The organism is Streptomyces sp. NPDC002958 (assembly GCF_055563255.1).
Genome location: NZ_JBVHDS010000009.1, coordinates 214,322 through 240,078 on the forward strand (window position 1 = coordinate 214,322; position 25,757 = coordinate 240,078).

At 70.4% G+C, this 25,757-nt stretch carries 23 protein-coding genes, 3 tRNA genes and 1 pseudogene; 11 read left to right on the forward strand and 16 right to left on the reverse strand.

The annotated features are described in order from the left end of the window. Nucleotides 1-77 precede the first annotated feature (77 nt). Both ACZ3IC_RS18660 and ACZ3IC_RS18665 read left to right on the forward strand, forming a co-directional pair. The gene (locus ACZ3IC_RS18660; protein ID WP_467417478.1) at nt 78-1,331 is read left to right on the forward strand and encodes an ROK family transcriptional regulator; all 1,254 of its coding nucleotides are present in this window, start codon (nt 78-80) and stop codon (nt 1,329-1,331) included. A gap of 409 nt (nt 1,332-1,740) precedes the next feature. Further along, a complete protein-coding gene (locus ACZ3IC_RS18665; protein ID WP_467417479.1) occupies nt 1,741-2,460 on the forward strand; it encodes a hypothetical protein in 720 nt (239 codons plus the stop codon). Between the two features lie 98 nt (nt 2,461-2,558). Here ACZ3IC_RS18665 and ACZ3IC_RS18670 read toward each other — a convergent pair whose 3' ends face one another. Next, nucleotides 2,559-3,338: an HAD-IIA family hydrolase gene (locus tag ACZ3IC_RS18670; protein WP_467417480.1), complete on the reverse strand. Its 780-nt coding sequence runs from the start codon at nt 3,336-3,338 to the stop codon at nt 2,559-2,561. Nucleotides 3,339-3,550: 212 nt separating this feature from the next. Next, nucleotides 3,551-3,979 (reverse strand): ester cyclase, encoded by a 429-nt coding sequence (locus ACZ3IC_RS18675; RefSeq protein ID WP_467417482.1) that lies wholly within the window; start codon nt 3,977-3,979, stop codon nt 3,551-3,553. Nucleotides 3,980-4,132: 153 nt separating this feature from the next. On the opposite strand from ACZ3IC_RS18675, the pseudogene ACZ3IC_RS18680 reads away from it, so the two are divergent. From ACZ3IC_RS18680 to ACZ3IC_RS18690, 3 genes and pseudogenes are all read left to right on the forward strand, one after another. Next, nucleotides 4,133-4,273, forward strand: a pseudogene (locus tag ACZ3IC_RS18680) (HAD hydrolase-like protein); the annotation flags it as partial. 132 nt (nt 4,274-4,405) lie between these two features. Next, nucleotides 4,406-4,975 carry a hypothetical protein gene (locus tag ACZ3IC_RS18685; RefSeq protein ID WP_467417586.1) on the forward strand — a complete coding sequence of 190 codons (570 nt, stop codon included), beginning with the start codon at nt 4,406-4,408 and terminating at the stop codon, nt 4,973-4,975. Nucleotide 4,976: 1 nt separating this feature from the next. After that, nucleotides 4,977-5,660 (forward strand): class F sortase, encoded by a 684-nt coding sequence (locus ACZ3IC_RS18690; RefSeq protein WP_467417483.1) that lies wholly within the window; start codon nt 4,977-4,979, stop codon nt 5,658-5,660. 146 nt (nt 5,661-5,806) lie between these two features. Here ACZ3IC_RS18690 and ACZ3IC_RS18695 read toward each other — a convergent pair whose 3' ends face one another. After that, a complete protein-coding gene (locus ACZ3IC_RS18695; protein WP_467417485.1) occupies nt 5,807-7,129 on the reverse strand; it encodes an MFS transporter in 1,323 nt (440 codons plus the stop codon). 245 nt (nt 7,130-7,374) lie between these two features. Between ACZ3IC_RS18695 and ACZ3IC_RS18700 the strand changes: the two genes are divergently transcribed. Further along, complete coding sequence (locus ACZ3IC_RS18700) at nt 7,375-7,626, forward strand: hypothetical protein (protein WP_467417486.1); 252 nt, start codon at nt 7,375-7,377, stop codon at nt 7,624-7,626. Nucleotides 7,627-7,666: 40 nt separating this feature from the next. Beyond that, nucleotides 7,667-8,242: a TetR/AcrR family transcriptional regulator gene (locus tag ACZ3IC_RS18705; protein ID WP_467417488.1), complete on the forward strand. Its 576-nt coding sequence runs from the start codon at nt 7,667-7,669 to the stop codon at nt 8,240-8,242. Nucleotides 8,243-8,656: 414 nt separating this feature from the next. Here the strand turns inward: ACZ3IC_RS18705 and ACZ3IC_RS18710 are convergent. Continuing rightward, nucleotides 8,657-8,730, reverse strand: a tRNA-Lys gene (locus ACZ3IC_RS18710). A gap of 184 nt (nt 8,731-8,914) precedes the next feature. Here ACZ3IC_RS18710 and ACZ3IC_RS18715 point away from each other — a divergent pair. After that, a complete protein-coding gene (locus ACZ3IC_RS18715; protein ID WP_467417489.1) occupies nt 8,915-10,267 on the forward strand; it encodes a peptidoglycan-binding protein in 1,353 nt (450 codons plus the stop codon). Here the strand turns inward: ACZ3IC_RS18715 and ACZ3IC_RS18720 are convergent. The 4 genes from ACZ3IC_RS18720 to ACZ3IC_RS18735 all read right to left on the reverse strand — a co-directional run bounded on the left by ACZ3IC_RS18720 (nt 10,161) and on the right by ACZ3IC_RS18735 (nt 13,121). Beyond that, on the reverse strand, nt 10,161-10,604 hold the full coding sequence (locus ACZ3IC_RS18720; RefSeq protein WP_467417490.1) for a MerR family transcriptional regulator: 444 nt from the start codon (nt 10,602-10,604) through the stop codon (nt 10,161-10,163). The two genes, ACZ3IC_RS18715 and ACZ3IC_RS18720, sit on opposite strands and share 107 nt — an antisense overlap. Before the next feature lie 273 nt (nt 10,605-10,877). Further along, nucleotides 10,878-10,951, reverse strand: a tRNA-Lys gene (locus ACZ3IC_RS18725). Nucleotides 10,952-11,081: 130 nt separating this feature from the next. Then, nucleotides 11,082-11,840, reverse strand: coding sequence for an IclR family transcriptional regulator (locus ACZ3IC_RS18730; RefSeq protein ID WP_467417492.1), 759 nt, complete (start codon nt 11,838-11,840; stop codon nt 11,082-11,084). Nucleotides 11,841-12,161: 321 nt separating this feature from the next. After that, nucleotides 12,162-13,121 (reverse strand): D-2-hydroxyacid dehydrogenase, encoded by a 960-nt coding sequence (locus ACZ3IC_RS18735; RefSeq protein ID WP_467417493.1) that lies wholly within the window; start codon nt 13,119-13,121, stop codon nt 12,162-12,164. 294 nt (nt 13,122-13,415) lie between these two features. On the opposite strand from ACZ3IC_RS18735, the gene ACZ3IC_RS18740 reads away from it, so the two are divergent. Beyond that, on the forward strand, nt 13,416-14,240 hold the full coding sequence (locus ACZ3IC_RS18740; protein ID WP_467417587.1) for a maleate cis-trans isomerase family protein: 825 nt from the start codon (nt 13,416-13,418) through the stop codon (nt 14,238-14,240). A gap of 94 nt (nt 14,241-14,334) precedes the next feature. Continuing rightward, complete coding sequence (locus ACZ3IC_RS18745) at nt 14,335-15,432, forward strand: LLM class flavin-dependent oxidoreductase (RefSeq protein ID WP_467417494.1); 1,098 nt, start codon at nt 14,335-14,337, stop codon at nt 15,430-15,432. A gap of 16 nt (nt 15,433-15,448) precedes the next feature. Here ACZ3IC_RS18745 and ACZ3IC_RS18750 read toward each other — a convergent pair whose 3' ends face one another. Then, nucleotides 15,449-17,320, reverse strand: a complete 1,872-nt coding sequence (locus ACZ3IC_RS18750) for a putative bifunctional diguanylate cyclase/phosphodiesterase (RefSeq protein WP_467417496.1) — start codon at nt 17,318-17,320, stop codon at nt 15,449-15,451. 409 nt (nt 17,321-17,729) lie between these two features. On the opposite strand from ACZ3IC_RS18750, the gene ACZ3IC_RS18755 reads away from it, so the two are divergent. Beyond that, complete coding sequence (locus ACZ3IC_RS18755; protein ID WP_467417498.1) at nt 17,730-18,944, forward strand: M6 family metalloprotease domain-containing protein; 1,215 nt, start codon at nt 17,730-17,732, stop codon at nt 18,942-18,944. Between the two features lie 90 nt (nt 18,945-19,034). Here ACZ3IC_RS18755 and ACZ3IC_RS18760 read toward each other — a convergent pair. The 7 genes from ACZ3IC_RS18760 to ACZ3IC_RS18790 form a co-directional block, all read right to left on the reverse strand. Beyond that, nucleotides 19,035-19,108 (reverse strand) — tRNA-Lys (locus ACZ3IC_RS18760). Further along, nucleotides 19,099-19,815, reverse strand: a complete 717-nt coding sequence (locus tag ACZ3IC_RS18765; RefSeq protein ID WP_467417500.1) for a hypothetical protein — start codon at nt 19,813-19,815, stop codon at nt 19,099-19,101. The genes ACZ3IC_RS18760 and ACZ3IC_RS18765 overlap by 10 nt, the downstream gene beginning before the upstream one ends. Nucleotides 19,816-20,066: 251 nt before the next feature. Further along, nucleotides 20,067-20,408 carry a hypothetical protein gene (locus ACZ3IC_RS18770; RefSeq protein WP_467417501.1) on the reverse strand — a complete coding sequence of 114 codons (342 nt, stop codon included), beginning with the start codon at nt 20,406-20,408 and terminating at the stop codon, nt 20,067-20,069. Between the two features lie 136 nt (nt 20,409-20,544). After that, on the reverse strand, nt 20,545-21,879 hold the full coding sequence (locus ACZ3IC_RS18775) for an AAA domain-containing protein (RefSeq protein WP_467417502.1): 1,335 nt from the start codon (nt 21,877-21,879) through the stop codon (nt 20,545-20,547). Then, nucleotides 21,876-23,489: a hypothetical protein gene (locus ACZ3IC_RS18780; protein ID WP_467417503.1), complete on the reverse strand. Its 1,614-nt coding sequence runs from the start codon at nt 23,487-23,489 to the stop codon at nt 21,876-21,878. Before ACZ3IC_RS18780 ends, ACZ3IC_RS18775 begins: the two co-directional genes overlap by 4 nt. Then, nucleotides 23,480-24,667 (reverse strand): hypothetical protein, encoded by a 1,188-nt coding sequence (locus ACZ3IC_RS18785; RefSeq protein WP_467417504.1) that lies wholly within the window; start codon nt 24,665-24,667, stop codon nt 23,480-23,482. Before ACZ3IC_RS18785 ends, ACZ3IC_RS18780 begins: the two co-directional genes overlap by 10 nt. After that, nucleotides 24,552-25,544 carry a phosphatase PAP2 family protein gene (locus ACZ3IC_RS18790; protein WP_467417588.1) on the reverse strand — a complete coding sequence of 331 codons (993 nt, stop codon included), beginning with the start codon at nt 25,542-25,544 and terminating at the stop codon, nt 24,552-24,554. Before ACZ3IC_RS18790 ends, ACZ3IC_RS18785 begins: the two co-directional genes overlap by 116 nt. Between the last annotated feature and the right edge of the window lie 213 nt (nt 25,545-25,757).

Consider the following 25,757-nt stretch of genomic DNA (forward strand, 5'->3'; position numbering starts at 1 on the left):
GTGAGTCGCTTTGCCAGTCATGCAGGCCACTTAAGCAACGCTGTTGCCAAAGTGCAAGCGACAGGGACAATGGGGCTGTGAACAGGAGTAATAGCGGCGCGAATCTGCCGACGCTGCGCAGCCACAATGCGGCGCTGGTGCTGGATCTGCTGCGGGTGGCGGGCGAGCGCGGCATCAGCAGGCTCGAACTCGCCGAGCGCACGGGGCTCACGCCGCAGGCCGTCAGCAAGATCACCGCCCGGCTGCGGGCCGAGGGCCTGGCGACCGAGGCGGGCCACCGGGCCTCCACCGGAGGCAAGCCGCGCACCGTGCTGCGGCTGGTGCCGGACGCCGGGTACGCGGTCGGGCTGCACCTGGACCGCGACGAGCTGACGGTGGTGCTCGTCGACCTGGCCGGTGCGGTCGCCGCGAGCCGCACCGCCCCGCTGGACTTCGGTGCCCCGGCGGACGAGGTGCTCGCGGTGGCGGCGGACGGGGTGCTCGCGGTGGCGGCGGATGGGGACGCTGCGGTACGGGGCGGGGTTGCGGCGGTACGGGACGAGGGCGTCGCGGCAGTACGGGGCGGGGTCGCGGCGGTACGGGACGAGGGCGTCGCGGCAGTACGGGGCGGGGTCGCGGCGGTACGGGACGAGGGCGCGCAGCCTGTGGACCGGCGGCCGGTGCTCGGGGTCGGTGTGGCGGTGCCGGGGCCGCTCGACCACCGGGGCGGCGTGCTGCACCGCGTCACCGGATTCCCGCAGTGGGACGGCTATCCGTTGCGGGACGCGCTCGCCGCGAGGACCGGGCTGCCCGTCGTCGTCGACAAGGACACCAACGCCGCCGCCCTCGGGCTCGCCCTGCGCGCGGCGGACGCGGGCGACTTCGCGTATCTGCACCTGGGGACCGGGCTCGGTGCCGGGCTGGTCCTCGGCGGGGGACTGCACCGCGGGGCCCGTACGGGGGCCGGTGAGTTCGGGCACCAGACCGTCCAGCTGGACGGGCCGTTGTGCAGCTGCGGGGGGCGCGGCTGCATCGAGGCGCTCTGTCTGGCCGCCGTGGCCCGAGACGATGTTGCGGAGGCCGCGCGGGTCCTGGGGACCGGTGCCGCCAATCTCGTCGGGCTGCTCGACATCGACCGGGTGGTGCTGGGAGGCCGTACCGTCGCCGCCGATTCCGATGCGTACGTACGAGGCGTCCGCGCCGTGATCGACGAGCGCGCCCGGCTGGGCGGCATCGACGCGCCGGTGCCGGTCACCGCCGCCGGGGGAGGGGACCGGCCGGTCGCGGAAGGGGCCGCGCAACTGGTCCTGGCCCCGCTGTTCGGGCGGGTCGGGGGCGCGGGCGAGGCGTGAGCGGGGGCGGTGCCGGTGCCGGTGCCGGTTACGGGCCTGTCCGGTGGCGGGTTCGGTCGGTCCCGTGCCCGCCTGTGTTCGGTCCCGTGCCCGCCTGTGTTCGGTCCCGTGCCCGCCCGTGTTCGGTCTCGTGCCTGCCCGGGTTCGGTCTCGTGCCTTCCGGGTTCAGTCTCGGGCCCGTTCACAGGTCCGGATTCCGACCTGCCCGGCGGCTGAGGGCGGGAGTGCGGCCGCGGGGCGCGCGCGAACTGGGCTGATCGAGCGGTTCGCGGCTGCCGACCGGGCGGTCCTCCGGAATGTCGGTACCGGTCGCCTCGCGCGTGCGTGGCAGGGTCGCGGTCGAGAACCGGTGAACTCCCGGCGCACGGGGCGAGCCGACCGTTTCGCGAGCAGCGAAGGGTGCCCCCACATGCCCCCCACACCGCCCCCGCCCCCGCCCTCCGGACGGACGCGGCACGGGCTCGTGCTCGGGCTGGCGGCGGCCAGCGTCGTTCCCGTCGTCCTTGGCGGCACATCCGCCGCCCCCGCCTCCGCCGCGCCGTCGGCCACCCCGGTCTCGAAGCCGGACTCCACCACCGTCGACCAGCAGCCCACCTGCGGTGAACCGGAGGCGAGCGAATTCCCGATCAGCACCCGCATCCACGGCGGCCCGGACACCTACGCATCCGGTGGCGGCTACGGAACCTGGTACCTGGACCTGACCAACACCACCACCGAGTCGTGCCGGGCCATCCACCCGGTGCTGGTCCTCACCGACGAGGACCGGAAGCTGACTTCCGACCAGATCCAGCTGGAGTTCTCCGAGCCGGCCCGTCCCGATATGGCGCACCGAGTCCCCTGGGAAACCACCGACGAGGACGAGCACATCGGCGTCTTCGGCGGCGACGGCGCCGACTCCTTCGACGGCTTCACCGTCCCCGCGGGCCGTACCGTCACCGTCGAGGTCCGGATGGCGTTCACCTCCGACACCGGCCTGGGCCGGGTCACTGTCAGCGCCGCGATCGTCCAGCGACAGCAAGCAGCGAGCGGCAACACTGTGAAGGACGACGGGGCCTGGGTCGGCGAGTCCGACGACTACTCCTTCACCATCGTCGAGGACGACTACAGCGACAGCGACGACGACAAGTGACATCGGCGAGATCGGCGGTATGGAAGAGACCCGCGAGATCGGAGACAGCGGAGACACCGCAGACCCCGGAGGACCTTGGGCGGAGCATCGCCCACCGCTCAGACGAGGTCGACGAGGTCCGCGATCGAGTCCACGACCTTCGTCGGCCGGTACGGGTAGCGCTCGACTTCGGCCTTGGTTGTCAGCCCGGTGAGCACCAGGAAGGTTTCCATCCCGGCCTCGAGCCCGGCCAACACATCGGTGTCCATCCGGTCGCCAATCATGGCGCTGCTCTCGGAATGCGCACCGATCGTGTTCAGCGCACTGCGCATCATCAGCGGGTTGGGCTTGCCGACGAAGTACGGCTCCTTACCGGTCGCCTTCGTGATCAACGCAGCAACGGAACCGGTGGCGGGCAAAACCCCCTCGGGCGAGGGCCCGGTGCTGTCGGGATTGGTGGCAATGAAGCGGGCACCGTTGTTGAGCAACCGGATGGCTTTGGTCAGGGCCTCGAACGAATAAGTCCGCGTCTCACCCAAGATCACGAAATCAGGCTCGGTGTCGGTCAGCACGTATCCGGCTTCATGCAAGGCGGTGGTCAGCCCCGCCTCGCCGATGACGTACGCCGTGCCGCCAGGGTGCTGGTTGTCCAAGAACTTGGCGGTGGCCAGTGCCGAGGTCCAGATGTTCTCGGTCGGTACTTCGAGACCGATCCGGCTGAGCCGTACATGCAGATCCCGGGCCGTGTAGATCGAGTTGTTCGTCAGGACGAGGAACGGCTTGCCCGAATCGCGGAGCTTCCTGATAAAGGCATCCGCGCCGGGGATCGGCACGCCTTCGTGCATCAGGACCCCGTCCATGTCGGTGAGCCACGATTCGATGGGCTTGTGATCTGTCATGGATGTGGCTCCTGCCATACGAGGACTCACGGGATGACCATCCTATTCACTCGTCGCATTCAGAGCCCGAACGTCTCGTAGCCCGGACCGGAGCAGAGGGAATCTTGTTGCCTGCCCTCAAATCCGCGCCTACCCGTGCGGTAACGCGTACGCACTCCTCGTGGCGGCCGTGCCTCTCGGAGCAATGGTCAAATCCTGTGGAGCAGATTTGCTCAGTGCTCATTGGCGGCTTTCTCCAGCTGGGCGGTGATTCCCTGCCGGTCGATCTGGATCCAGTACTCGACGATCAGGCCGTCCTCGATGCGATAGACCGCACTGGTAATCGCCGTGACCTCCGCTCCGGTTGGCAGGTGGTGGTCGATCGGCCCTACATGGCGTCCGACTTGGGTCCAGCGAGCGTAGACCCGGTCCCCTTCGGCGATGAGCTCGTCCACGGTCAGCGCGAAGGAGCCATAGGCGTCGAGCATCTCCTGAACGTGTTCGGCGTACTGCTGCGGGGTGCGCTCCACGACCACCGGCGTCTCCGAGACGACCTGGTGGGCCAGGACGCGGCCGGCCATGAAGCGGTCGGCCCAGTCGGGGTGCCTGCCCGATCGCACCTGCAGAAGGAACTGGCGGACTGTGTCTTTGGTGCTGGTCACCGGCCTATTTTGGCATTTTGTTCCTGCCGCGTGAGCTTCGGGTTGTTCGACGAGGTGGCCGCGAGGGCGGGGCATGAACCCGGCTCATGACACCTGGTCGCCGTGCTCACCGCGCAAAAGCGAACCGATGTGCTGGCCGGCCTGGAGGCGGGGATGCTGGCCGGCCTGGAGGCGGGGATGCAGACGTTCCCGGTCCTCACCGGTCTTGCCACGGTCGCCGACATCGACACGTACTCCTTCCGGCCGTCCACGGTCGTCGATTCCATCGCCGACCTGGTCGACCTCATCGACGTGGGCGAGCACGGCGGGGCACCGGCCCCAAGGGGCGGGGGAGGGCTCCGGGCGCTCCTGGCCGGCCCGTACCTGCGCGCTCCTGCGGATGCGAAAAGTCGGCGCAGGCGTGAACCTGCCCTAAGGAGGTTCACGATGCGTTCCATACCCCTCACACTCTGTGCCGTCGTAATCGTCGTGGCGACCCTGGTGCCGGCTTCCGCCGCACTGGCCGAATCCGGCTCCGGGACCGACAGCGAGGCGGGCTCGGGCTCCCGCGCCGCTCTCTCGGTGACCCCGCCCTCCATCGCCCCGGGCGGGGCGGCGGACCTGCGGCTGGACGGCTGCGCGGGCAAGGAGGCCACGGGCAAATCCGATGTCTTCGTCTCCGAGGCGCGTTTCTCGCCCGCCGCGGACGGAGGCCTCTTCGCGGAGGCCCGGATCAGCTCGGACGCCTCCCCGGGCGACCACGGCATCCAGGTCGTCTGCACGGACGACAAAGGCACCAAGATGTCCGGCACAGTCACCGTCGTCGACCGCGACCGGCCCACACCCCGCGCCCCGGTCAGCGCGGGCGGTGGCGGCACCGCCCTCCTCACCGACGAGAAGGTCGAACAGGACGGCCCCGGCATCGTGCACGCGGTGATCGGCCTGGCCCTGGCCGCCGTCGCGGCCGCGGCCGTCGCGTTCCGCAGTGTGCGCCGTCGTCGTCGGAGCACGGACTGACATGACCGCCCCCGACCGCCCCGCGGGCCACGGCCGGCTGCTCACCGGAGTGGTCTGGGCCGTCCTTCTGATGTGCCTGTGGCTTTGGGGCCGCGGCATCACCGACGGCTCCGGTGCCAGTTCCGCCCCGACCACCGGCGACGTCGCCGCGGTCGGCCGCCCGCTCGGTGTCCCGCTGCCACCGCCGCACGACCCGATCGAGGGCGCCGTGCCGGAGCGGGTCGAGATCCCGTCGATCGGCGTCAAGGCGCCCGTGATCTCCCGCGGCCTGGACAAGGACGGGGCGATCGAACCACCGTCGTTCGACTCGCCCCAGACCGTCGGCTGGTACGGCGACGGCACCGAGCCCGGCGCGAAGGGCCCCGCCCTCTTTGTCGGCCACGTCGACACCGAGACCGAACCGGCCGTCTTCTACGGGCTGAGCACGGCCCGCCCCGGCGCCAAGGTCGAGGTGACCCGCGCGGACGGCACGGTCGCCGAATTCACCATCGACGACGTCCAGGTCTTCACCCGGGAACGCTTCAACGCCGACAAGGCGTACGGCCCCCGCAAGGACGGGCGTGCGGAACTCCGCCTGATCACCTGCGGCGGCACCTACGACCGGTCGTCGCACTCGTACGACGCGAATGTGGTCGTCTCGGCCTACCTGACGGGCAAGAAGTCCGTTAGGAGCGGCAGGGTCTGACGCACCAAGCGCCCGGTGGATGCCGGCCACCGAGAGGTTCTGTCCCTTGCGCTTGCCGGTGGGAATGACCAGGTCGGGCGGACGTCGTCGGCGGGAGGCTCGGGGCGGGTGGGCTTCCCGTCGGTGCGGCCCGCCCACCCCGGTGGTCACTCGCCGCTGACGATCTCGTTCACGATCCACGCGCCGAGTTCTTCGGTCATGGTGGTGTGTCCTTCGTTGCGGCTGGCGCACGCGAAGGCGTTGAGTGCGCTGTGCTCCGGTGTGACCGGCTGGTAGAGCGCCTTCGGGTCGTTGATGTCACCGGCGTCGACGGCGCTGATGCTGGGGATGAAGCAGGACGTGCCGGTGACGTCCGGGTCCACGGTGTTGCCGAGAAGACTCATGAGGAGGGCGGCCAGGCCGAAGCTGCCGGTGTCGCCCGCAGGGGACGGCATGGTGAACAGTCCCCCGGGAGCACCGTCGATGTCGGGCAGTCCGCCGGTGCGAACCGATGTCGGCTCCTCACCTGCCTTCTGCAGGCCGGCGACTACTTGATCACTCTGTGCCTGGGTCTTGAGCCACGTGTCGTGCAGCGTCGCGGCGCGGTCGTGCTCGTCGAGCGAGGCGAGGAGCATGCGCAGCGCCCCTTGGGAGACGGCTCCGAAGGCGATGCCGGCCAGGGCCGCGCCGCCGTAGATGGCGGGCAGTCCGGTGCCGTGCAGACCGCTCAGGGTCAGGGCCGTGGCGGGCAGGATGGACAGGCATCCTCCGATTGTCGCGGCGAGGGGCGCGGTGCGGCGCAGTATCCACACGGTGAGCACGGCGGTGGCGCTGAGAGTGAAGAAGACCATGCCGCGTACTGCCTGCGGGGCGTCGGGAGCCGCCAGGCCTACGAGGGCCGGGCCGAGGGAGGAGTAGAAGCCGCCCAGTGCCCAGACGGCAACGACTGCGGTACCGGCGGTCAGCAGGGTGCGGCGGACCGTGGGCGGGACGCTGAGCCGCGGGCGCAGCGACCGCAGCGCGCCTGTGTGGCGTTGGGCTGTCTCTGCGGTGAACGTGACTGCGATCGCCTGGGCGACGAACAATGCCGCCAGTAGGACGTAGACGGTGACGGTCGGTGCGGGGGCGAAATGGACTAGAAGGGTGGAGGCAAGGACGCCTGTGGCCATGCCGGCGACCGGGGTGATGCTGTTGGTCAGGGCGGACCGGCCCGGGTGCCGGGGGTTTTCCAGATCGAGGACGGCTGCGCCTGCGGCGCTGGTGGCCACGCCGGTGGCTGCTCCCTGCAGGACTCGGGCGGCTGTCAGGGAGGCTGCGCCGTCCGCTGTGGCCAGGAGAGCCATGGAGGTGGCCTCGACGATCAGGGCCGCTGCCAGAACAGGGCGCCGCCCGAGGTGGTCGGAGAGCGCTCCGGTGGTCAGCAGGGCCAGAAGCAGCGCCAATGCGTAGGCGCTGAAGACCACCGTGACGGCGAGCGGGGAGAGGCCCACTGGTCCTGGTAGAGGGAGTACAGCGGCGTCGGGGCACTGGAAGCGGCCAGAAGGGCCGCCAGCACCGACGCATCGAGGGCGAAGGACGCCGCGCGGTTCCTCCTGCGGGCACGGTCGGCCCGGACGGAGCAGTGCGCTGGTGCGTCGGACAGGGCGGTGGGCATGGGCCCCCTTCCCAGTAAAGGCAATTTATTTGCGTTAAGCCACCATAGAACTACAGTCGAGCTAAAGCAAATGGTTAGCTTTTGGGATATCTCGATGGACCCAAGGGCCTGATCGACATCGCTGGATCGGCTACCACGGCCAGTTCCTGGGTCCGCGCCGACCCTTGCGCGGCATCCGACACAGTCGGCGCCGTCCTGGCCGGCAAGACACAAACCCGCGAGTTCACCTATGACCTGACCACCCCGCAGGCCAACAACGCATGGGACCGCGACAGGGTCGCCGATGGCTCGAGCGGCAGATCCGCCGCATCTAAAGCTAAATGGTTGCGTTAGGCGAGCCGTAAAAGCAAGATCTATGCTTTAAGGTGGTGTCATGAGTCGTAGGCAGATGGTGCGCCCCGGGGGGCGCAGCGCCCGGGTCCAGGCGTCGGTGCACACCGCTGTACGCGAACTCCTGTCGGAGACAGGCCGCGACGCACTGACAGTGCCGCTGGTCGCTCAACGGGCAGGAGTCACGCCGTCGACAATCTACCGCCGCTGGGGCGATCTGCAGGAGCTGCTGTCGGACGTCGCAGTGGAGCACCTGAGACCCGACACCGCGCCGGAGGACCACGGTGACCTGATGTCCGACCTGACGGCCTGGGCCCAACAGTTCCTCGACGAGATGGCCTCTTCCGCCGGCCGCGCCTACATCCGTGACGCTCTGCTCGGCGATCCCGATGGCAGCAATGCCGGTCAGTGTTCGGCCTACGCAGCCGAACAGATCGACACCATCCTCACCCGCGCGAGCGAACGCGGGGAGCAGGCTCCCGATATCGAGACGACCATGGACCACATCGTCGCCCCCTTGATGTACCGCATCCTCTTCCGCCCGGCTGGGCTCGACGCCGCGTGCGCTCGTCGGCTCGTGATCGAGTTCCTCGGCGCACGTGGGGAGGGCGGCCAGTGACCAGGTGACGGTCGCCGCGCTCGTAGCCCCAGACCTGCTTGGTGAGTCTCGAAGAGGCGGACCTCGCTGGTCCTGGACAGCCGGAGTGCTTGCCGTCGTACAGAGCGGCGTCGGCCGCCCTCTGCAACGCCGTCAGGTTGCGGGTGCCGATCGCGTCCGACGCGGCATGGTGTCACGCCATCCGATGGCTCTCGGGGTGCGTGGCCCAAGCGCCGTGGCTGTCCGGGTGGTCAGGTCCAGGTTGAGGGGCTGCACGGCGTCTCGTGGGTGAGCATCCGACGGACGGTCTCCGGGTGCCGGTGCTCACCGCGCCGAAGGTCCATCCGGCTCCGCCGGCAAGCCGCCTGCTCGTCCGGGCCGGTTCGGGAACGAGCAAGACCCCCTCACCCGTAGTGAGGGGGTCTTGACTTTGCGTGCGCCGCCAGGGACTCGAACCCCGGACCCGCTGATTAAGAGTCAGCTGCTCTAACCAACTGAGCTAGCGGCGCCTGCTGACCTGGAGAACTCTACCCGAAGGGGAGGTGTGCTCCTGACCAATTCCCGCCCGTCGCGGCCTGTCGGATGGTCGTTTTTTCACGTCTGTCCGTCAAAATGCGATATGTCAGGAGAGTCGAGACGCCGGCGTCCGTGCAGATGTGCCCAAAGGTCTTGACGAGTGCGGAGGGGAATCGCATGACCGTGCCGGCTTTCGAGGAGTACGTACCCGCCATCGACTGCACCTGTGCGGGGTGCGCCGCGCAACGGCGAGCCGCCGCCGACGCCTTGCCCGTGCGGTACGGAGGCCATCCGGCCGCGCATGGCGCGCGCCGCGCGCTGGTGCTGGTCACCGTGGCCGGGGTGCTGCTGAGCGTCGGCGTGGCCACGGCGGCGAGCGCGCCGGGCGACCGGGCGGCGGACGCGGCCGGAGCCGCCCGGACGGACGAGACGACGGCGTCGGTGGGCTCGGCGGACCCGATGGTCCCGGCTGACGAGGGCGACCCGCCCACCCAAACCGACACGGATCCGTCGGGCAGCCCGCAGGGCGGGCCGGGACCGCTGCGGGGCACGGGAGCCTCGGGCCCGCCTTCGTCCTCCAAGCCCAAGCTGCGCAAGACCAGCCGGGCCGCCATCATCAACCGCGCGAAGAAGTGGGTGTCCTCGCAGGTTCCATACAGCATGAGCAAGTACTGGTCCGACGGGTACCGGCAGGACTGCTCCGGCTTTGTGTCGATGGCCTGGAATCTGACCGGCAACGAGTGGACCGGCAGCCTCACCGCATACGGCAAGCGGATCGCGCGGAAGGATCTGCATCCCGGCGACATCCTGCTCTTCCACAACCCGGCCAACCCCTCGAAGGGCTCGCACGTCACGATCTTCGGCGGCTGGACCGACCACACGCACACCCACTACACGGCGTACGAGCAGACGAAGCCGCACACCCGCAAGCAGAAGACGCCCATGGCGTACTGGACCAACTCCGGCAAATACGTCGCGTACCGCTACAAGGGCATCAGCAGCGGAGGCGGCAAAAGCGGCAGCGGCGGCGGTTCGTCGTCGACGACGTTCCCGGGCGCCGGCGAGTTCGGCCCCGGTACCAGCAACACGTTCGTCACCCAGCTCGGGAAGATGCTCGCGGACCGGGGCGGCAAGCGCTTCTACGAGCTCGGTCCGGGGCCGGGCTGGAGCGACGCCGACCGGCGCGCGACCCAGGCGTTCCAGAAGGCCCAGGGCTGGAAGGGCAAGGAGGCGGACGGCATCCCCGGCCCCGACACCTGGCGCCTCCTGGCCAACGGGACCGGTCGCGACATCCCCGCCGCCGGAAGCGGAAGCGGAAGCGGAAGCGGAAGCGGTACGGAGCGGACCGCGCCCCCGGGTCCTCTCGCAACTGTCCGCCGACGCCTTCCACGAGGACGCGCACACCCTGCGCAACGCGGTGGCGTCAGTGGCAGCGGCCGTATTGATCATCGTGACCGGTGGAGTGGTGAGAGTCACCGGGTCGGGGCTCGGAGGTGGCATTGGCTGACTTGTTGCTGCGTACGGCGTTGAGGTAGTCGGCGATGGCGTCCCTGTTGCGGATCAGGCACTCGATGCGTTCGGTCATCCGGTCGCGTTCACGCTCCAGCGTGCCGATCATCTCGGGTGTCGCGTCCGAGAAGTAGATGATCCGGGGCTGATCGAGGCACGGGAGGATCTGTTTGATGATCCGGGTCGGTAGGCCGGCGTCGAGCAGTCCTCTGATCTGCAGGACCCTGTCCACCAGGTAGTCGTCGTAGTCGCGGTAGCCGTTCGGGGAGCGGGCTGCGGTGATCAGGCCCTGCTCCTCGTAGTAGCGCAGGAGCCGCCGGGGGGTGCTGGTGCGCTCCGACAGTTCTCCGATACGCATATGTCCGACCTCACGCTTGCTCGCTTGACCTTCACATCAATGTGACGGTTCGAGCATAGCTGCCATGCGAACTCAAGCCGCGCGGCTGACCAGCGCCGCGCGAGGTGGCCGCGCTCGGCGGCGGTGCTCGTAGCGTTCGTCATGATGGGAATGTACGAGCGTTTAAAACATTCGTCTAGTACGCGTGTGTAAAACATTCGTACATCTCAATGGGCAGCAAAAAGCGCACTGGGCGGTTCACGTGTGTACGTGAACCGCCCAGTGCGTTGTCTGTGCGCCGCCAGGGACTCGAACCCCGGACCCGCTGATTAAGAGTCAGCTGCTCTAACCAACTGAGCTAGCGGCGCCTGCTGACTCGAAAATAATACCCGGTCCCGAGAGGTGCTGATGACACCCGGACAAATCGAGCCTGTCCGGCGATTGAGGGCAGAGTCGCCCGGGGGTACCCGGAGAGGCCTTGCCGATCGCCGCCCACTCCTAGAGCGCCAGCGACAGAAGTACCGGCGCCGCCCGCTGGTTCAGTGTGTCCGCCGCCGCGCGCAGGCGATGCGCATCCTCGATCGGCAGCGACAGCGCCAGGCACCCCGCCGACGACCCGGCCGTCAGCGGTACCGCCGCGCACACCGTGCCGACCGCGTACTCCTGGAGGTCGAGCACCGGGACCGTCGCCGGCTGGCTGTCCAGCTTGGAGAAGAGCACCTTCTCGTTGGTGATCGTCCGCGAGGTGAGCCGGGCCGTCTTGTGGCGGGAGAGGTGGTCGCGGCGGCCGTTCTGGTCGAGCTGGGCCAGCAGGCACTTGCCGACTGCCGAGGCGTGCGCGGAGGACCGGAAGTCCACCCACTCGTTGACCGCCGGGGTTCGGGGGCCGTCGGCGTACTGCGTGACGCGGATCTCGCCGTCGACGTACCGGCTGATGTAGACCGCCGCGCCGACCGAATCGCGCAGCTGTGCCAGTGTCTGCTGGAGCTTGACCTCCAGGGCCTGCCTGCGAGCCGCGCCGGAGCCCAGGAGCAGCAGCGAGGAGCCGGTGACATATGCGCCGTCGGTGACCTGCTCGACGTACCCCTCGCGGCGCAGCGTCAGCAGCAGGGAGTTGAGGTGCCCGATGGGCAGTCCCGTCTCCCGGGAGATCTGGGTGTCCGTCACACCGTTGCCGTGCTTGGAAACCGTTTCGATTACACGAAGGGCGTACTGCACCGAATGGAACGGTGCGGTCGGTTCGGGCTTCAACGTCACGGTTTCCCCCCACCGGTTGTGACCGCAAGCTCTGTCACCACGATAGTCGCCAAGAGCTCTTTCCGGGGTGGCTGTTGGTGAGTTGATGGGGCGCCCCGGCTCCGTAAGCTGCAGCGCGCGCATCGGGCATATGCCGGCGTCATTGGCATGCGACGAGTGACGAGGTCACACCACCGCGGCGAGGGGGAACTCGCTCATACGTTCGCGCTCGGGACCGAAGAAGTCCATTGTCCGGTGAAACCCGACTCGACCGCGTGTCCGGCTCCGAACTCTCGGCCGTGATGAGCGGGTGGAACGGCCACCGGAACCGGCCGACCGAGGTCACTCGCCCCGGTCCGGGACGGAGACGTACCCGCGCCGCTTGTCCACCACGTTCGGCAAGGGCTCCCCGGCCGCCCACAGTTCGTACATCTCCACGAACTGCTCGCCCAGCCGGTCCCGCCAGCCCGCCGTGTCGCCGCTCATGTGCGGTGACACGATCAGGCCCGGTACGCCCCAGAGCGGGCTCTGCGGCTCCAGCGGCTCCTGCTCGAACACATCGAGCGCCGCGCCCGCGATCCAGCGTTTGCGCAGTGCGGCGACCAGATCGTCCTCGACGACCATCGGGCCGCGCCCCACATTGATGAACCGGGCCGACGGCTGCATCAGCCCGAAGAACCGCGCGTCGAACATGCCGCGGGTCGACTCCGTCAGCGGCGCCGCGCAGATCACCCAGTCGGCCAGGGAGGCCAGCCGGTCCAGATCCGCCACGCCGTGGATGGTGCGCCGCGCCCGGCGGCCCACGAGCGCGACCTGGACCCCGAGGGCGATCAACAGCCGGGTGATCTCCCGCCCGATCGGGCCCGCACCGACGACCACCGCACGGCTGCCCGCGACCTGCGCGCTCTCCCGGTGGCGCCACAGCCGCCGGTGCTGGAGCTCCAGTGTGCCCGGGAGATCCTTGGCGAACGCCAGCACCAGGCCCGTCACATACTCGGCGACCGGCCGCTCGAAGATGCCCCGCGCATTGGTCACCACCGTGTCGGAGGCCACCAGCTCCGGGCAGAGCAGCCGGTCCACGCCCGCGCTCGCCGTATGCACCCATGCCGGGCGGGGCCCGTCACCGGGCCAGGCGGCCCGTACCGCGTCGGAGGTGAAGTCCCACACCAGCAGTACGTCGGCTTCCGGGAGCTGTGCGGCGAGTCCGGCCTCGTCGGTGTAACGGACGGCGGCCCGGCCGGTCAGCCGGCCGAGGCGCGGCGACGGGTCGGTGTCCAGGACGAGCAGGGTGGGCTCTGACATGAGAGACGGTCGCTCCGCTGCGTCTGAGATGTGCGTTCGACCACGCTCGCACCCGCGCCCGCCTTCGTCAACAGGTCACGGTGGGGGTGGCGACGGATGGGGGAATACTGGGGAGGAGCGGGAGGAAACGGTCACGGGTGGTGTCTTGCACGGGACCGGTTCCGCTCGAGATTGCCCGTCCAGGCACCGCAGGAACAGAAGCCCAGGCACCCGCAGGAACAGAAGTCCAGGCACCCGCAGGAACAGCAGGCACCGCAGCAACAGCAGGCACCCGCAGGAACAGAAAGGGTGGACATGACGACCCTCGGTTTTCTCTACCCGGGCCACCACTTCGCGGAGGACGACTTCCCGCGGATGGAGATCCTGCTCGACGCCGTCAGACTGGTCGTGAACCACACCGACATCGACGAGGACGCCTACGGGACCGACGCGCTGATGCGGACCGGCGAGCCCGAACGCCTGGCCGCCGGGGTGGCGGAGTTGCAGCGCGCCGGGGTCGAGTCCGTCGTCTGGGTGAGCAGCGGCGGCAGCTTCCTGTACGGCTGGGAGGGCGCCCATGAACAGATCGCCGCCCTGGCCCAGGCGGCCGGCGTGCCCGCCTCCAGTACTTCCTTCGGCTTCGTTCATGCGGTACGGGACCTGGGCGCCGCCCAGGTCGCTGTCGCCGCGACCTATCCCGAGCACATTGCCGCGCTGTTCACCGCCTTCCTGCACTCCGCGGGCGTCGAGGTGGCCGCCACCCACGCCGCCGGTCTCGCCTCTGCCGCCGAGGCCGCCGCCTGGGACCTGGACAGGGTGAAGGAGCTCGTCACGGCCGCAGACCGGCCGGAGGCGGATGCGATGCTGCTGCCCGACACGGCCCTGCACACCGTCTCGCACGTGGCGGAGCTGGAAGAGCTCCTCGGCAAGCCGGTCCTCACCGGGAACCAGGTGACGGTCCGGGAGGGGCTGCGGCTGGCGGACCGCCGGGCCTGGTCCCCGAGGCTCGGCAAGATCTTCGCCGAGCGTGAGGCGCCGCCGGCCCCGGTGGCCACATGGGGCGAGGGCCGGGAGCGCGCACACAGCGGGAAGAAGGGGTGGCCCGGAAGACAGTCCCGTCCCGGCCGCTGGGGGGAATAAAACGGAGACCACCTCCTGTTCTGCTCTTCCGGACGCATGAGACGCATGAGACGTATGAGTCGGACGTACGCGCATCACCGGAGAGGGCCAGGACGTGGACGAGATTCGAGGCGACGAGATCCGTGGCAAGGCGGAGGGGACGGCCACCGTTCCGCTCTCCGTGCTGGACCTGGTGATCGTGGGCCAGGGCCGCACCGCCACCCAGGCGCTGCGTACGAGCGTGGACATCGCACAGCTCGCCGAGCGTCGCGGATTCCACCGCTACTGGGTCGCCGAACACCACTCCATGCCCGGTGTCGCCTCCTCCTCGCCGGCCGTGATCCTGGCCCATCTCGCGGCCCACACCGAGCGCATCAGGCTCGGCTCCGGCGGTGTGATGCTGCCCAACCACGCACCGCTCGTCATCGCCGAACAGTTCGGCACCCTGGAGGCCATGGCCCCCGGCCGTATCGACCTCGGCCTCGGGCGCGCCCCGGGCACCGACGGAGCGACGGCGGCCGCCCTGCGCCGCACGGACCGCCTGGGCGAAGGCGCCGAAGACTTCCCGCAGCAGCTCGCCGAGCTGACCAGGTTCCTGGACGACGACTTCCCCGACGGCCACCCCTACGCCCGTATCCACGCGGTCCCCGGCCCGATCCAGGCCACGGCCGAGGGCGGGGTCCAGTCCGCGGCCCGCCCGCCGATCTGGCTGCTCGGTTCCTCCGGCTTCAGCGCCCGGCTGGCCGGCGTACTCGGCCTGCCGTTCGCCTTCGCCCACCACTTCTCGGCCCAGAACACGGTGCCGGCCCTCGACCTGTACCGGGAGTCGTTCCGGCCGTCCGCGGTGCTCGACGCCCCGTACGCCCTGATCGGGGTCTCGGCCCTGGCCGCCGACGACGAGCGCGAGGCCCGCCGCCAGGTGCTCTCCGGCGCCCTGTCCATGGTCCGCCTGCGCACCGGGCGCCCCGGCCTGGTCCCCACACCCGAGGAGGCGGAGGCGTACGCCTTCACTCCCATGGAGCGGGAGTTCGTCGACAGCTGGCTGGCCAACATCGTCCACGGCACGGCGGACGAGGTCCGTACGGGCCTCGACGACCTGGCCAAGCGCACCGGCGCCGACGAACTGATGATCACCGCCAACGCTCACAGCGGCGAGGCCCGGCTGCGCAGCTACGAACTGATCGCCGACGCGTATGGGCTGCCGGTGGCCTGACACCGGCAGCCGGGGTTCAGACCTTCAGGCTTCCGCTGCCGATCAGCTCGGCGATCCGCTCCGGGGCCACCGCACGTGAGTACAACCAGCCCTGGCCGGTGTCGCAGCCGATCCTGCGCAGCCGTTCCGCCTGGCCTGCCGTCTCCACGCACTCCGCGGTGACGGTCAGGCCCAGACGGTGCGCCAGATGCACCATCGCCTCGACGATCGTCTCGTCGGCGGGGCTCGGGCGGTCGCCGTCGTCGTGGCGGAAGCCGCGTACGAAGGAGCCGTCCAGCTTCAGTACGGAGACCGGCAGCCGGCTCAGATAGGCGAGGTTCGAATAGCCGGTACCGAAGTCGTCGATGGCGATGCGCACGCCCATGTCGCTGAGCGACTGGAGTGCCTGGAGCGGGCGGCCCGCCGAGCCCATCACCGCGGACTCGGTCAGCTCCAGCTGCAACAGTGCGGGATCCAGGCCGGTCTCGGCGAGGATTTCCGCGACATCGGTGACCAGGTCGGAGTCCCAGACCTGCCGTACGGCGACATTGACGCTGATGAACAGCGGCGGTTCGGCCGGGTGGTCGAGTTGCCAGCGCCGGGCCTGGCGGCAGGCGGATCGCAGCACCCACCGGCCGAGCTGGACGATCGAGCCGTCCTCCTCGGCGATCGCGACGAACCGATTCGGCGAGAGCATGCCGAACTGCGGGTGGTTCCAGCGGACCAGGGCCTCCACCCCCCGTACGACTCCGTCGGCCATGCCGACCAGCGGCTGGTACTCGATGGTGAACTCGCCGCGTTCGACGGCGGGCCGCAGATTGGAGGAGAGCGTCTGCCGGGTCATCCGATGGGCGTTGCGCTCCGGGTCGAAGACCGTCCAGCGGGCCTTGCCGTCCGCCTTCGCCCAGTACAGCGTGGTGTCGGCGGCCTGCATCAGACCGGTCGCCGAGGTGCCGGCCACGGCCTGCTCCACCACTCCGATCGAGGCCGAGACGGAGAGCCGCTGCCCGGCCAGGTCGAAGGGCTTCTGCAGCGCGGCCAGGACCGTGCGGGCCAGGTCGGTGAGCTGCTGCGTACCGGTGGAGTCCTCGACCAGGATCGCGAACTCGTCGCCGCCCAGGCGCGCCACGAGATGGCCACCGGGGCGGTGCGAGCCGTCCTGGGACGCGCAGTCGGTGAGCCGGGCGGCGACGGCGGCGAGCAGCCGGTCGCCGATCCGGTGGCCCATCGTGTCGTTGACAGCCTTGAAACCGTCCAGATCGAGGTAGCAGAGCCCGATCCGGCCGTGTCCGGGGACACTGTCGACCTGGTAGGGCGGGGTCTCCAGGACGGCCGAGAGCCGTTCGAAGAACAGGGTCCGGTTGGGCAGTCGGGTCACCGGGTCGTGCATCTGGAGGTGGCGCAGCCGTTTCTGCAGCTCGCGCCGGTCGCTGATGTCCGCGACGGAGAGCAGCACCCTGCCCGTCCCCGAGCCGTCGGCCCGGCCGGCCTCGGTTTCGGGCATCGGTACGACGGTGATCTCGGCCCACAGCGCGCGCCCGTCGGGGTGCTTGAGCCTGCGGGTGCAGCAAAACCGTGAGCGCCGCCCGTGCAGCACCTCGCGGTACGCGTGCCAGGTGCGGCCGTCCGCCGCGAGGTCGAGCAGATCGGCTGCCGACTGTGTGGTCAGTGTCGCGGCGGAAAAGCCGAGGAGCCCGCCGAGGGCATCGTTGGCGGCGACGACCAGGCCCTCGTGGTCGACGACGGCCATCGGGAGCGTGGCGGCCCGGAAGGCGGCCCGGTAACCGTGCGGCTCGGATCCTTCGCTCCCGGCAGGGGACCACGAAGTGTGACACTCCGTGACCGACGGTCCTGCGGAATAGGGGGGTGTGCCCGCCGCGGGCCTCGGCCCTTCGGAGGTTCCGCTCACCGTTCGCTCCCGCCGTGCAGTTCTGTCCTGAACAGGTGTGGCCGGACTGGCCCGCCGCGCGGAGCGCCGTTGTCGGAGGCGGGAACCACGCGGGAAAGCCTGGTGAAGCATAGAGGTTGGTGCGTCGGCCGTTCCAGCGTCCGACCGTTCCGCGCCCCGCGTTCGCCCCACTTGGGCCAGTCGCACGTTGATCCGGTTTGCCCGCGACTGATCTTTTCTGAGCAGTTCCGCTCTCTCGTGATGTCCCGGTGATTGATTGTGACTATCCGTGAGGGTGAATGCCTAGGCCGACTGCTGACTCGACTGGGGCAGCTCAACAGGACGAAAGTCTTGAATCAGCACAGGGTGGGTGGGTGACCGTGTCTCGCACCCGGAGGTAGATGTGCCGCGTCAGCACAGAACCGGGGGAGTGGAGAGGCCGAGCCTGCGTGGTGTGGCCGCTGCCGTGACCTCGCTTCTGGCGTTCGTCGCCACCTCTCTCGTCGCCGGGCCCGCCGAGGCCGCGACCGGTGAAGAAGGTCCGTGCGCGCTGCCCCGTACCGAGGCGCACCACTCGCTCGGTGTAGGGGACTGGAACGACGCCTACCCCCGCCCCGACCACCCTCTCGACGCGGTCATGGTCTTCCTCTCCTTCCCCGACCGCATCCCCACCGCCACGCCCGCCGAACTCGCCGCCGACTACTTCCCCGCCACCACCCAGTTCTTCCAGCGGGCCTCGTACGGGAAGTTCGTCCTGCGCCCGCACCCGCTGCGGCACTGGATCCAGATGCCCGAAACGTCCGCCTGGTACGGCATAAGGCGTGACTGGAGCAACGACCGGCGCAGTGCCTATCTGCGCGATGCCATCGCCGTGGCCGACCCGGAGGTCGACTTCTCCCGGTTCGACATCGTCTACCTGGTCGCCGACCCGGACGCCCCGGGGGTCGACTCCGACGCCACCAAGGTCGTCAACTTCGAGCGGCCGCTGCGCGCCGACGGTACGGACATCCGGCGTGTCGTCACCATCTTCGAAATGCATCCGCCGGATCACAATGTGCTGGCCCACGAGACCGGGCACGTCTTCGACCTGCCGGACCTCTACCACCGACCGTCCGACGGCAAGGGTGACTGGGACACATATGTCGGCGACTGGGACGTGATGGGCAGTCAGTTCGGGCTCGCGCCGGACTTCCTCGGCTGGCACAAGTGGAAGCTGGGCTGGCTGGACCGCAGACAGGTGATCTGCGTCCAGCGCAGCCGGGACATCACCCTGGAGCCGATGGCCGCCGTGCCCGTGCCCGGTGCCTCCATCGGCACCCGGCTCGCGGTGATCAGGACCGGCGCGGGCAGCGCCGTGGCCATCGAGGCCCGCAGCGCCACCGGCAACGACCGGACGACCTGCGCCGAGGGCGTCCTGCTCTACCGGGTGCGCAACGGAACCCCGTCCGGCGGCGGCCCGGTCGAGGTCATCGACACCCACCCGGCCTCCGACGCCTGCTGGGACCGGTCCGTCTACGCGCCGCTCGCGGACGCCCCGCTGCGGGTCGGCGAGACATACAGCATCCCCGGCGGGCACGCCAGGATCGAGGTCGCCGACCGGACGCCGTCGGGCGCCTGGACGGTCCGGATCGCCACGGGGGCGTAGGCCCCCGCGACTGCGGAGAAGCCCATCGGCGCAGGCTTCCGCGGGCACGAAAAAGCCCCCTCGCTTTCGCGAGAGGGCTTCTTCCGTCTGTGCGCCGCCAGGGACTCGAACCCCGGACCCGCTGATTAAGAGTCAGCTGCTCTAACCAACTGAGCTAGCGGCGCCTGCTGACGTCGTAGACATTAGCATCCTGATCGGCGGGAGGAAAAATCGAATTCCGGGCCGCCGACGGGGGCGCCGACCTGGTCACCCGTACACAGGCCCAGAGCAGTACGTCCGGACCCGGCAGCCAGGGGCTGCGGGTGTCGGGGGCGACCACCCAGCGGGGCCCGGGGGTGGAGGAGGTGCAGGTCAGGGGCGGGACGGTCACCGCGTCCCCGGTGCCGTGGCAGAGCAGCGGCGGGACCTTGGCGTCGCCGGCGTCCTGCCTCTGCGCGCCCCTGCCGGTCCGCGGTTCGAGGCCGCCGCCCCACTCCTCCCAGTCGAGCAGCGACGGCAGCCGCTGGGCGGTGCCGGGGGAGGCGAAGAGCAGCATCCGTCCGCGGTGGGTGGCGACGGGTCCGGAGCCGGGGCCGTCCGCCCACAGGTGTTCCAGCATCCGGCGTCCGAAGAGCGTGGGCACATTCACCACGTCGAAGGCCGATCCGCACGGCAGCACCCCGGGAGAGGAGGGGTGGGCCTCCCACTGGGCCAGCATGCTGCGCGGATAGGCCGCGGCGCCGGCGAGCCAGGCGGCACCGGCCGCCGTGACCTGAGCCGTCTGGTTCGCGGCCTGGTCCCGCAGAACGGCGAAGACGTCGGCGTGATGGGGGCCGTGGTGGCGGCCGTCGCCGTGATGCAGGGTTGTTTCGTCTGGCAGCCATGCGCTCATGAGCCCATGTCTACCGGGAGTGATCAAGTGGATTCCGAGAGTTGCCGGAAATCGGGACAGGTCGGGGTGGGGAGGAGTATCTTGCGCTCGGGCATATGCCACTGGTGGTACCCGGCGTCAGGACCTGACGGGACGAGTGGTCCGGGTGGTGCGGTGAGAGGGCGGGTCAGGTCCGGTGACAGACCCGGTGGGACCGGTGCGGCGATTGGGCCGCGGCCCGTACGGAGGCCGGATCGCGGCCGGTACGGCGGTCAGGGCGCGGAGCCGCCCAGCAGGCTCCGGCCGAACTCGACCATCTTCTTGGCATAGTCCTCGGTCCACTCCGCACGCTGCGCGATGTCCGTGGTCGTCAGCCGGTCGAACCGGCGCGGATCGGCGAGCTGGGCGGCCGCGATCGCCTGGAACTCGGCCGCACGGTCGGTCGCGGCACGGAACGCAAGGGTCAGCTCGGTGGCGCGGCTCAGCATCTCCTTCGGATCCTCCATCGACTCCAGGTCGAAGAAGTGCTCGGGATCCGCTACTGCTGCCGACGGCTCGAAGAGCAGGGGTGCGGGGCGCAGCCGCTGCTGCTCGTTCCCCTCGGGTTGTGCCATGTGGTGCTTCCTCCTTCGGTGGGCCCGACGGCCACCCTCCATTGTCCAACGTCGCGCAAGTGGGGTCAGCGGAAGCGCGGAACCGGGGCCGCCGGCCTGCCGCGGCCTGCTGCGGCCGGGGGCGGCCCGGGCGCCGTCATGCCTTCCAGCGCACCCGGTGCTCCGACAGATGCGCCAGCACCGCGTGATTCGCCTCCCAGCCGTCCGGGAACTTCACCGTGACCCCCAGCTGCACCGGCTCCGTCGACGGGTGCTCGTCCAGCAGCTCCGCGACGCCCGCCCGGCACACCACGACGCAGGCGTGCCGGTGGCGCGAGGCCAGTACGCACAGCCGCCCCGTCTCCAGATGGAACGCCGTGGCGTCCGGGCGGCCGGACAGCGGGTGCAGGACCACCGTCACATCGAACTCGCGGCCCTGGAGCCGGTTCGCCGTGTCCACCGCCACACCCGTCACGCCCAGCTCCGCGAGCGCCGCCCGTACCGCCGCCGCCTGGTCGCGGTGGGCGGTGCCGACCGCGACCCGGTCCGCCGTCACCGGGACCGGATCCGGGGAGCGCTCGCTCGTCGCCGCGCCACCCCGGTCGAGGAGCCGACGGACGACCAGGGCCACCGCCCGTACCGCCTCCGGATCGGTGCGCGGGGTGTGCCTGGCCGGGAGTTCGAGCAGACCCCAGCCGGATTCCGCGGCCTCGTCCAGCACCCGGTCCGGCGCCGAGCCGTCGGACACGACACCGAACGAGAGCCGCCGGTCGCCGTGGTCCGTACCGCTGCGGAACGGGGTGTACGGGTAGAACGCGTCCGAGACCAGCGGCGCGGCGGAGGCGGGCAGCCGCCACGACACCGGCAGCCGGTGCTGCGGCAGTCCGGGATTGTGCGCGAGCAGCGTGGAGACCGCGCTCGCGGACGGGTCGTAACTCAGCCCCGCCCACTGGTCCGCGCCCACGATCGAGAACGGGTCCAACTGGCCCGGATCGCCGACGAACAGCGCCCGTTCGAAGAGGCCCGCGACGGCCAGCAGCGCATCGGAACGCATCTGGTACGCCTCGTCGACGATCGCGTGGCCCCACGGCTCGACGTTCTTCACATGCGCCCACTTGGCGGCCGTCGAGATGACGACATCGAGTCCGGCGAGATCCGACGCCTTGGCCGACTTCCGTACGTTGGCCAGGCCGTCCAGCGCCTTGTCGTACGGGTCGGAGTCATTGCTGTGCAACCGGCCGACCGGCAGTCCCGGGTCCTTCTCGGCCAGCCGCACCACCAGGTCGTCGACCTGGGCGTTGGTCTGTGCGACCACCATCAACGGGTGCCCGGCCGCAGCGAGTTCGAGTGCGGCACGCACCACGAGGGTCGACTTGCCCGCGCCCGGCGGGGAGTCCACCACGATGCCGCGCGACGTACCGCTCAGGGTGTCGGCGAGGATCGCGTCGGTCGCCCGCGCGGCCTGGGCGCCCGGGTCGAATACGGCCGTCACAGGAGGTCCTCCGCGGTCACGGGGTCGGGGCTCTCGGCGTGCCCGGCAGCGGCGCCCGGCGGGCCGCCGTGCGTCCAGGGCGTCTCCTCCGGGTCCGGCAGCTTCGGGCCACCGCGCTGATCGTGCTCGAACAGCGTCCAGGCGATCCGGTCGCCCGGCTCGGGCACCGAACCCGGGGCCGGCTCCTTGCTCCGGCCCATCCGGTCGGTGATCCGCAGCACCAGCAGGGGCGCGCTCCCGTCCTCCGGCTGCGTGGCGTACTCCACGAACTCGGCGGTCTGCGGCTTGCCGTCCAGCGAGCGGTACACCTTGGTGCGCTCGCCGAGGTGCGGGCGCTCGTCCGTGCGGACCGTGACCAGCGGGCGTGGGGACGGGCGCTTCGACTCGCTGTACGCCATCACCACCTCCGTCACCTCGCCGATGAACGCCTCACCGGCCAGCCGCCGCCCGGCCAGCACCAGCGGATCGTCCAACGCCTCCTGCGCCTCCAGTTGGGCCTGCGCCGTCTCGCGCGAGGCCAGCTTCTGCGCTGCCGTCACCGCGTCGTCCCGGCGCGGCTGCGGCGGCTCACCCGACCGCACCCGGTCCCGGTGACCGGTGAACGACCAGCGGTCCCTGGTCCAGCGGTCCTCGGCCCTGGACCCCTCGGGCAGCTCCCTCAGCAGATCGAGCCCCCGCCACACCGCATCCCAGGCCGGCCGCATCACCCCGGCCAGCAGCACCCTGATCTCCCGCTCGGCAGCGGTCAGCTCGGCCAGCCGGGCATCGGCCGCCAGACCGTCCTCGGCCGCCGCGAGCGAGGTGCGCGCACGGTCGTACTTCTCGATGGCGGGCGCCAGCAGCCGGTTGTCGAACGCCGGGTCCGTCGCCGGACCGGCCGGCGGGCACAGCAGCTGTCCTTCGAGGTCCCGCTCCAGCTCCGCACGGAGCGCCGCCCGTGCCCCGGACTCGCCCGCCGGAGCGTCGATCCAGGCCAGCAGCGCGCCCAGATGCTGATCCTCCAGGCTGCTCTGCCCGGTCGCCCAGTGCCGGTTCAGCAGATCGGTCGCGGCGAGCAGCAGCGACGAGCCGGGCACCCTGGCCCGCTCCCCGTAGTGCGTCAGCCAGCGGCCCAGCAGCGGGACACGGGCGGGCGCGGGATAGGGGGTGCCGGGATCGTCCTCCGCCGTGCGCCTGAACCGCATGGAGCGGCCGAGCAGCCGTACGAAATCGATACCCGCCCGGCTCGGCACGATCAACTGCGGTGCGTCCGCGCACAGCTCGACCTCGACCTTGACCTTCTTCCCGGTCTCCGGATCGGTCTCATTGCGTTCGGCGGGCTCGACGACATCTTCGTACGCCTCGATGTGCGGCAGCACCGCCTCGGCCAGCTCGGCGAGGAACGCGAACCGCAGATCCCGGTCGCGCGGCTGCGAGACCACCAGCAGCCGGGGCGCATCCCGGTCGGTCCCGACGAGCGCTCCCAGCGGGGCGCCCGCCTCACCGGCGGTGGTCAGCGGAACCAGGACGAGCGGCCGGTCGGTGAGATGACGGTGCAGGACCGTCGTCATCGGCCGGGCCCGCCCGCTCTCCACGGCTTCCAGCCGGGCCAGGGTGCTGATCAGCGACATGTCGTACCGCCCTCCAGCGCCTCGGCACGCAGCTTGGCAGCACGCCGCAGGGCCGCGACCGTCGGATCCGCCGGGTCGCCCTCCTTGCCCGCGGCGGCGGCCAGCACCGCACCCACCGTCGTCAGCCCGCCGAGCTCGCCCCGCAGGCTTCGCCCCAGCGCCTCCACCGCACCGGCCGCACGGGCCTTCGCCCGGCAGTGGAAGGCCAGTTCACAAGCGGCCAGGCACTCCGGGGCATACGCCGCACCGACCGATTCGACCGCGGCGTCGAGTTGCTCCGGGGAGCACTCCGGATCGAAGGTCGTGCCCTCGGGCAGCGTCGCCGCGATGTCCTCGACCCGGGTCAGCCTGGTCAGTTGGCGCCGGGTGACCGCACGCTGCTTGCGTACGTCGACGACCGAGGCGGTGGGCAGATTGGAGAAGTCCTTCGGGCAGACCAGCAACACCCGGTGCCCGACCTCCGCGCCCTCGGTGAGCTCCGCGATCCGCTCCAGCGCCAGCACGTAGACGGCGGACTGCCGGGCCGCCGCACCGACCTTCGCCGCGTCGGCGGAACCGTCGATCATGGGGAAGGACTTGATCTCGACGACCGTCCAGGTGCCGTCGGGATGCACCGCCACCGCGTCCGGCTCCAGATAGGCCGGGGAGCCCGCCACCTCCAGGGCCAGCATCGGGTGGTCCAGCAGCGCCCAGGCGCCCGCCTCGGTCGCCTCCCGCAGAGCGAGCGCCGTACGCGCCGCACGGCCCTGGGGACCGGCCGCGGTCAGATCGGGCACCAGGACCTCGCGCGGTGCCGCGCTGTCACCGCCGAGGCGCTCGTACAGCAGCCGCATCAGCTCCGTACCACCGTCGGCCTTGACCTTGGCCTCGAAGGCGTTGCCCCGGACGAAAGCGAACTGCGACTGGCCGAAAGGGGCGGGGGAACCGAGCGCCTTGGCCAGCGCGGCCTTGTCCACCCCGGCGCCGTCCAGCAGGGCGCGGCGCCGGCAGCCGGGGTTGGCGGCGAGGGCGGCCAACGCGCGGGCATCCAGCGGACGCGGTCGAACTGCCGGGCCCCGCAGCTCAGCGAGCCGCTGCTGGAGTGTCGTCCCCCGCTGCTCCCGCTCCTGCGCGGGCGGCGGCGTCGGCCCGGGGTGCGCGACCGGCCGAGGCGTCTGCGTCGGCCGATGCCGCGGCATCGGTGGGATCTGCGGAGGTGGTCCGCTGGCCAGGGATTCGCTCACCCGCCGAAGTCTTGCATCCGGCACCGACAATCGGGGACTTCGTGCTCGTGGCGAACCGCGGGAAGCGGGCTTGGAGCCGTACCCTGGCCCGGTCGGTGAGACGCATCACGGGCCTGGCCAGCAGGGCTCCGACACCCATCACGGCAGCGCCCGCGACCGCGTCGAGGAAGTAGTGGTTGGCGGTGCCCATCACCACGAACGTGGTGACCAGGGGGTAGGCGATGCCCACGGCCCGTACGAGCGGGTGCCGGGCGTGGCGCCACAGCAGGATTCCGCACCAGAGCGCCCAGCCGACGTGGAGGCTCGGCATCGCCGCGTACTGGTTCGTCAATCCGCTCATGCCTCGCGGGGCACTCGCCCCGGTGCCCCACCACCCGTAGGAGCTGTACTGCGCCATCGTGTCGACGAAGCCGTAACTGGCGTGAAGCAGTCGGGGCGGACAGGTCGGTATCAGCGAGAAGCCGATCAGACCGAGCAGAGTGGAGGTCATCAGCCAGGTGCGGGCCCGGCGGTACACGGCCTCGCGGCGGCGGAAGAGCCAGATCAGAACGGCCGGGGTGACCAGATAGTGCAGGGACGCATACACGAAGTCGGCGGGTATGCCTATCAAGGGGTGCGCGGTGAACAGTCGATTGAGCGGGTGCTCGAAGTTGATGTGGAGCGTCTTCTCCAGGTGCAGGATGTGCAGACCGTGGTCGACGGCCGTGGACACGTCCCCGCGCACCACCAGCCGGCCCGCCGAGTAGGCTGCGTACACCAGTGCCAGCAGCGGCAGCTCGGTCCACCAACGGGGCCGCGGGCGCGGCACGGGCGCGGTGCTGGCATGCTGCATCCGGAAGTTCTCCATCATGTGTTCATGCGACCGACGGCGGGCGTTCAACCGTACGGCGCAGGTCAATTGCGATTCCCCGGGGTTCCTTCGGGTGCCCCGTGGGTGCAGATTTCTCCGCGCAGAGAGGGACGCCTGGTCGGCCCGGGAGGTTGCCTCCCGAATGCGTGCGCGATGATGGGAAAACCGGATGATCCATTTTGTCTCGATCTCCGG

Excerpts from the sequence above, each read along its gene's own strand:
- ACZ3IC_RS18740 (WP_467417587.1), top strand. The coding sequence starts at position 13,416 with ATGACGACCCTCGGTTTTCTCTACCCGGGCCACCACTTCGCGGAGGAC.
- ACZ3IC_RS18735 (WP_467417493.1), bottom strand. The coding sequence starts at position 13,121 with ATGTCAGAGCCCACCCTGCTCGTCCTGGACACCGACCCGTCGCCGCGC.
- ACZ3IC_RS18690 (WP_467417483.1), top strand. The coding sequence starts at position 4,977 with ATGACCGCCCCCGACCGCCCCGCGGGCCACGGCCGGCTGCTCACCGGA.
- ACZ3IC_RS18785 (WP_467417504.1), bottom strand. The coding sequence starts at position 24,667 with ATGCCGCGGCATCGGCCGACGCAGACGCCTCGGCCGGTCGCGCACCCC.
- ACZ3IC_RS18720 (WP_467417490.1), bottom strand. The coding sequence starts at position 10,604 with ATGCGTATCGGAGAACTGTCGGAGCGCACCAGCACCCCCCGGCGGCTC.
- ACZ3IC_RS18665 (WP_467417479.1), top strand. The coding sequence starts at position 1,741 with ATGCCCCCCACACCGCCCCCGCCCCCGCCCTCCGGACGGACGCGGCAC.
- ACZ3IC_RS18715 (WP_467417489.1), top strand. The coding sequence starts at position 8,915 with ATGACCGTGCCGGCTTTCGAGGAGTACGTACCCGCCATCGACTGCACC.
- ACZ3IC_RS18685 (WP_467417586.1), top strand. The coding sequence starts at position 4,406 with ATGCGTTCCATACCCCTCACACTCTGTGCCGTCGTAATCGTCGTGGCG.
- ACZ3IC_RS18765 (WP_467417500.1), bottom strand. The coding sequence starts at position 19,815 with ATGAGCGCATGGCTGCCAGACGAAACAACCCTGCATCACGGCGACGGC.
- ACZ3IC_RS18780 (WP_467417503.1), bottom strand. The coding sequence starts at position 23,489 with ATGTCGCTGATCAGCACCCTGGCCCGGCTGGAAGCCGTGGAGAGCGGG.
- ACZ3IC_RS18790 (WP_467417588.1), bottom strand. The coding sequence starts at position 25,544 with ATGCAGCATGCCAGCACCGCGCCCGTGCCGCGCCCGCGGCCCCGTTGG.
- ACZ3IC_RS18670 (WP_467417480.1), bottom strand. The coding sequence starts at position 3,338 with ATGACAGATCACAAGCCCATCGAATCGTGGCTCACCGACATGGACGGG.
- ACZ3IC_RS18705 (WP_467417488.1), top strand. The coding sequence starts at position 7,667 with ATGAGTCGTAGGCAGATGGTGCGCCCCGGGGGGCGCAGCGCCCGGGTC.
- ACZ3IC_RS18770 (WP_467417501.1), bottom strand. The coding sequence starts at position 20,408 with ATGGCACAACCCGAGGGGAACGAGCAGCAGCGGCTGCGCCCCGCACCC.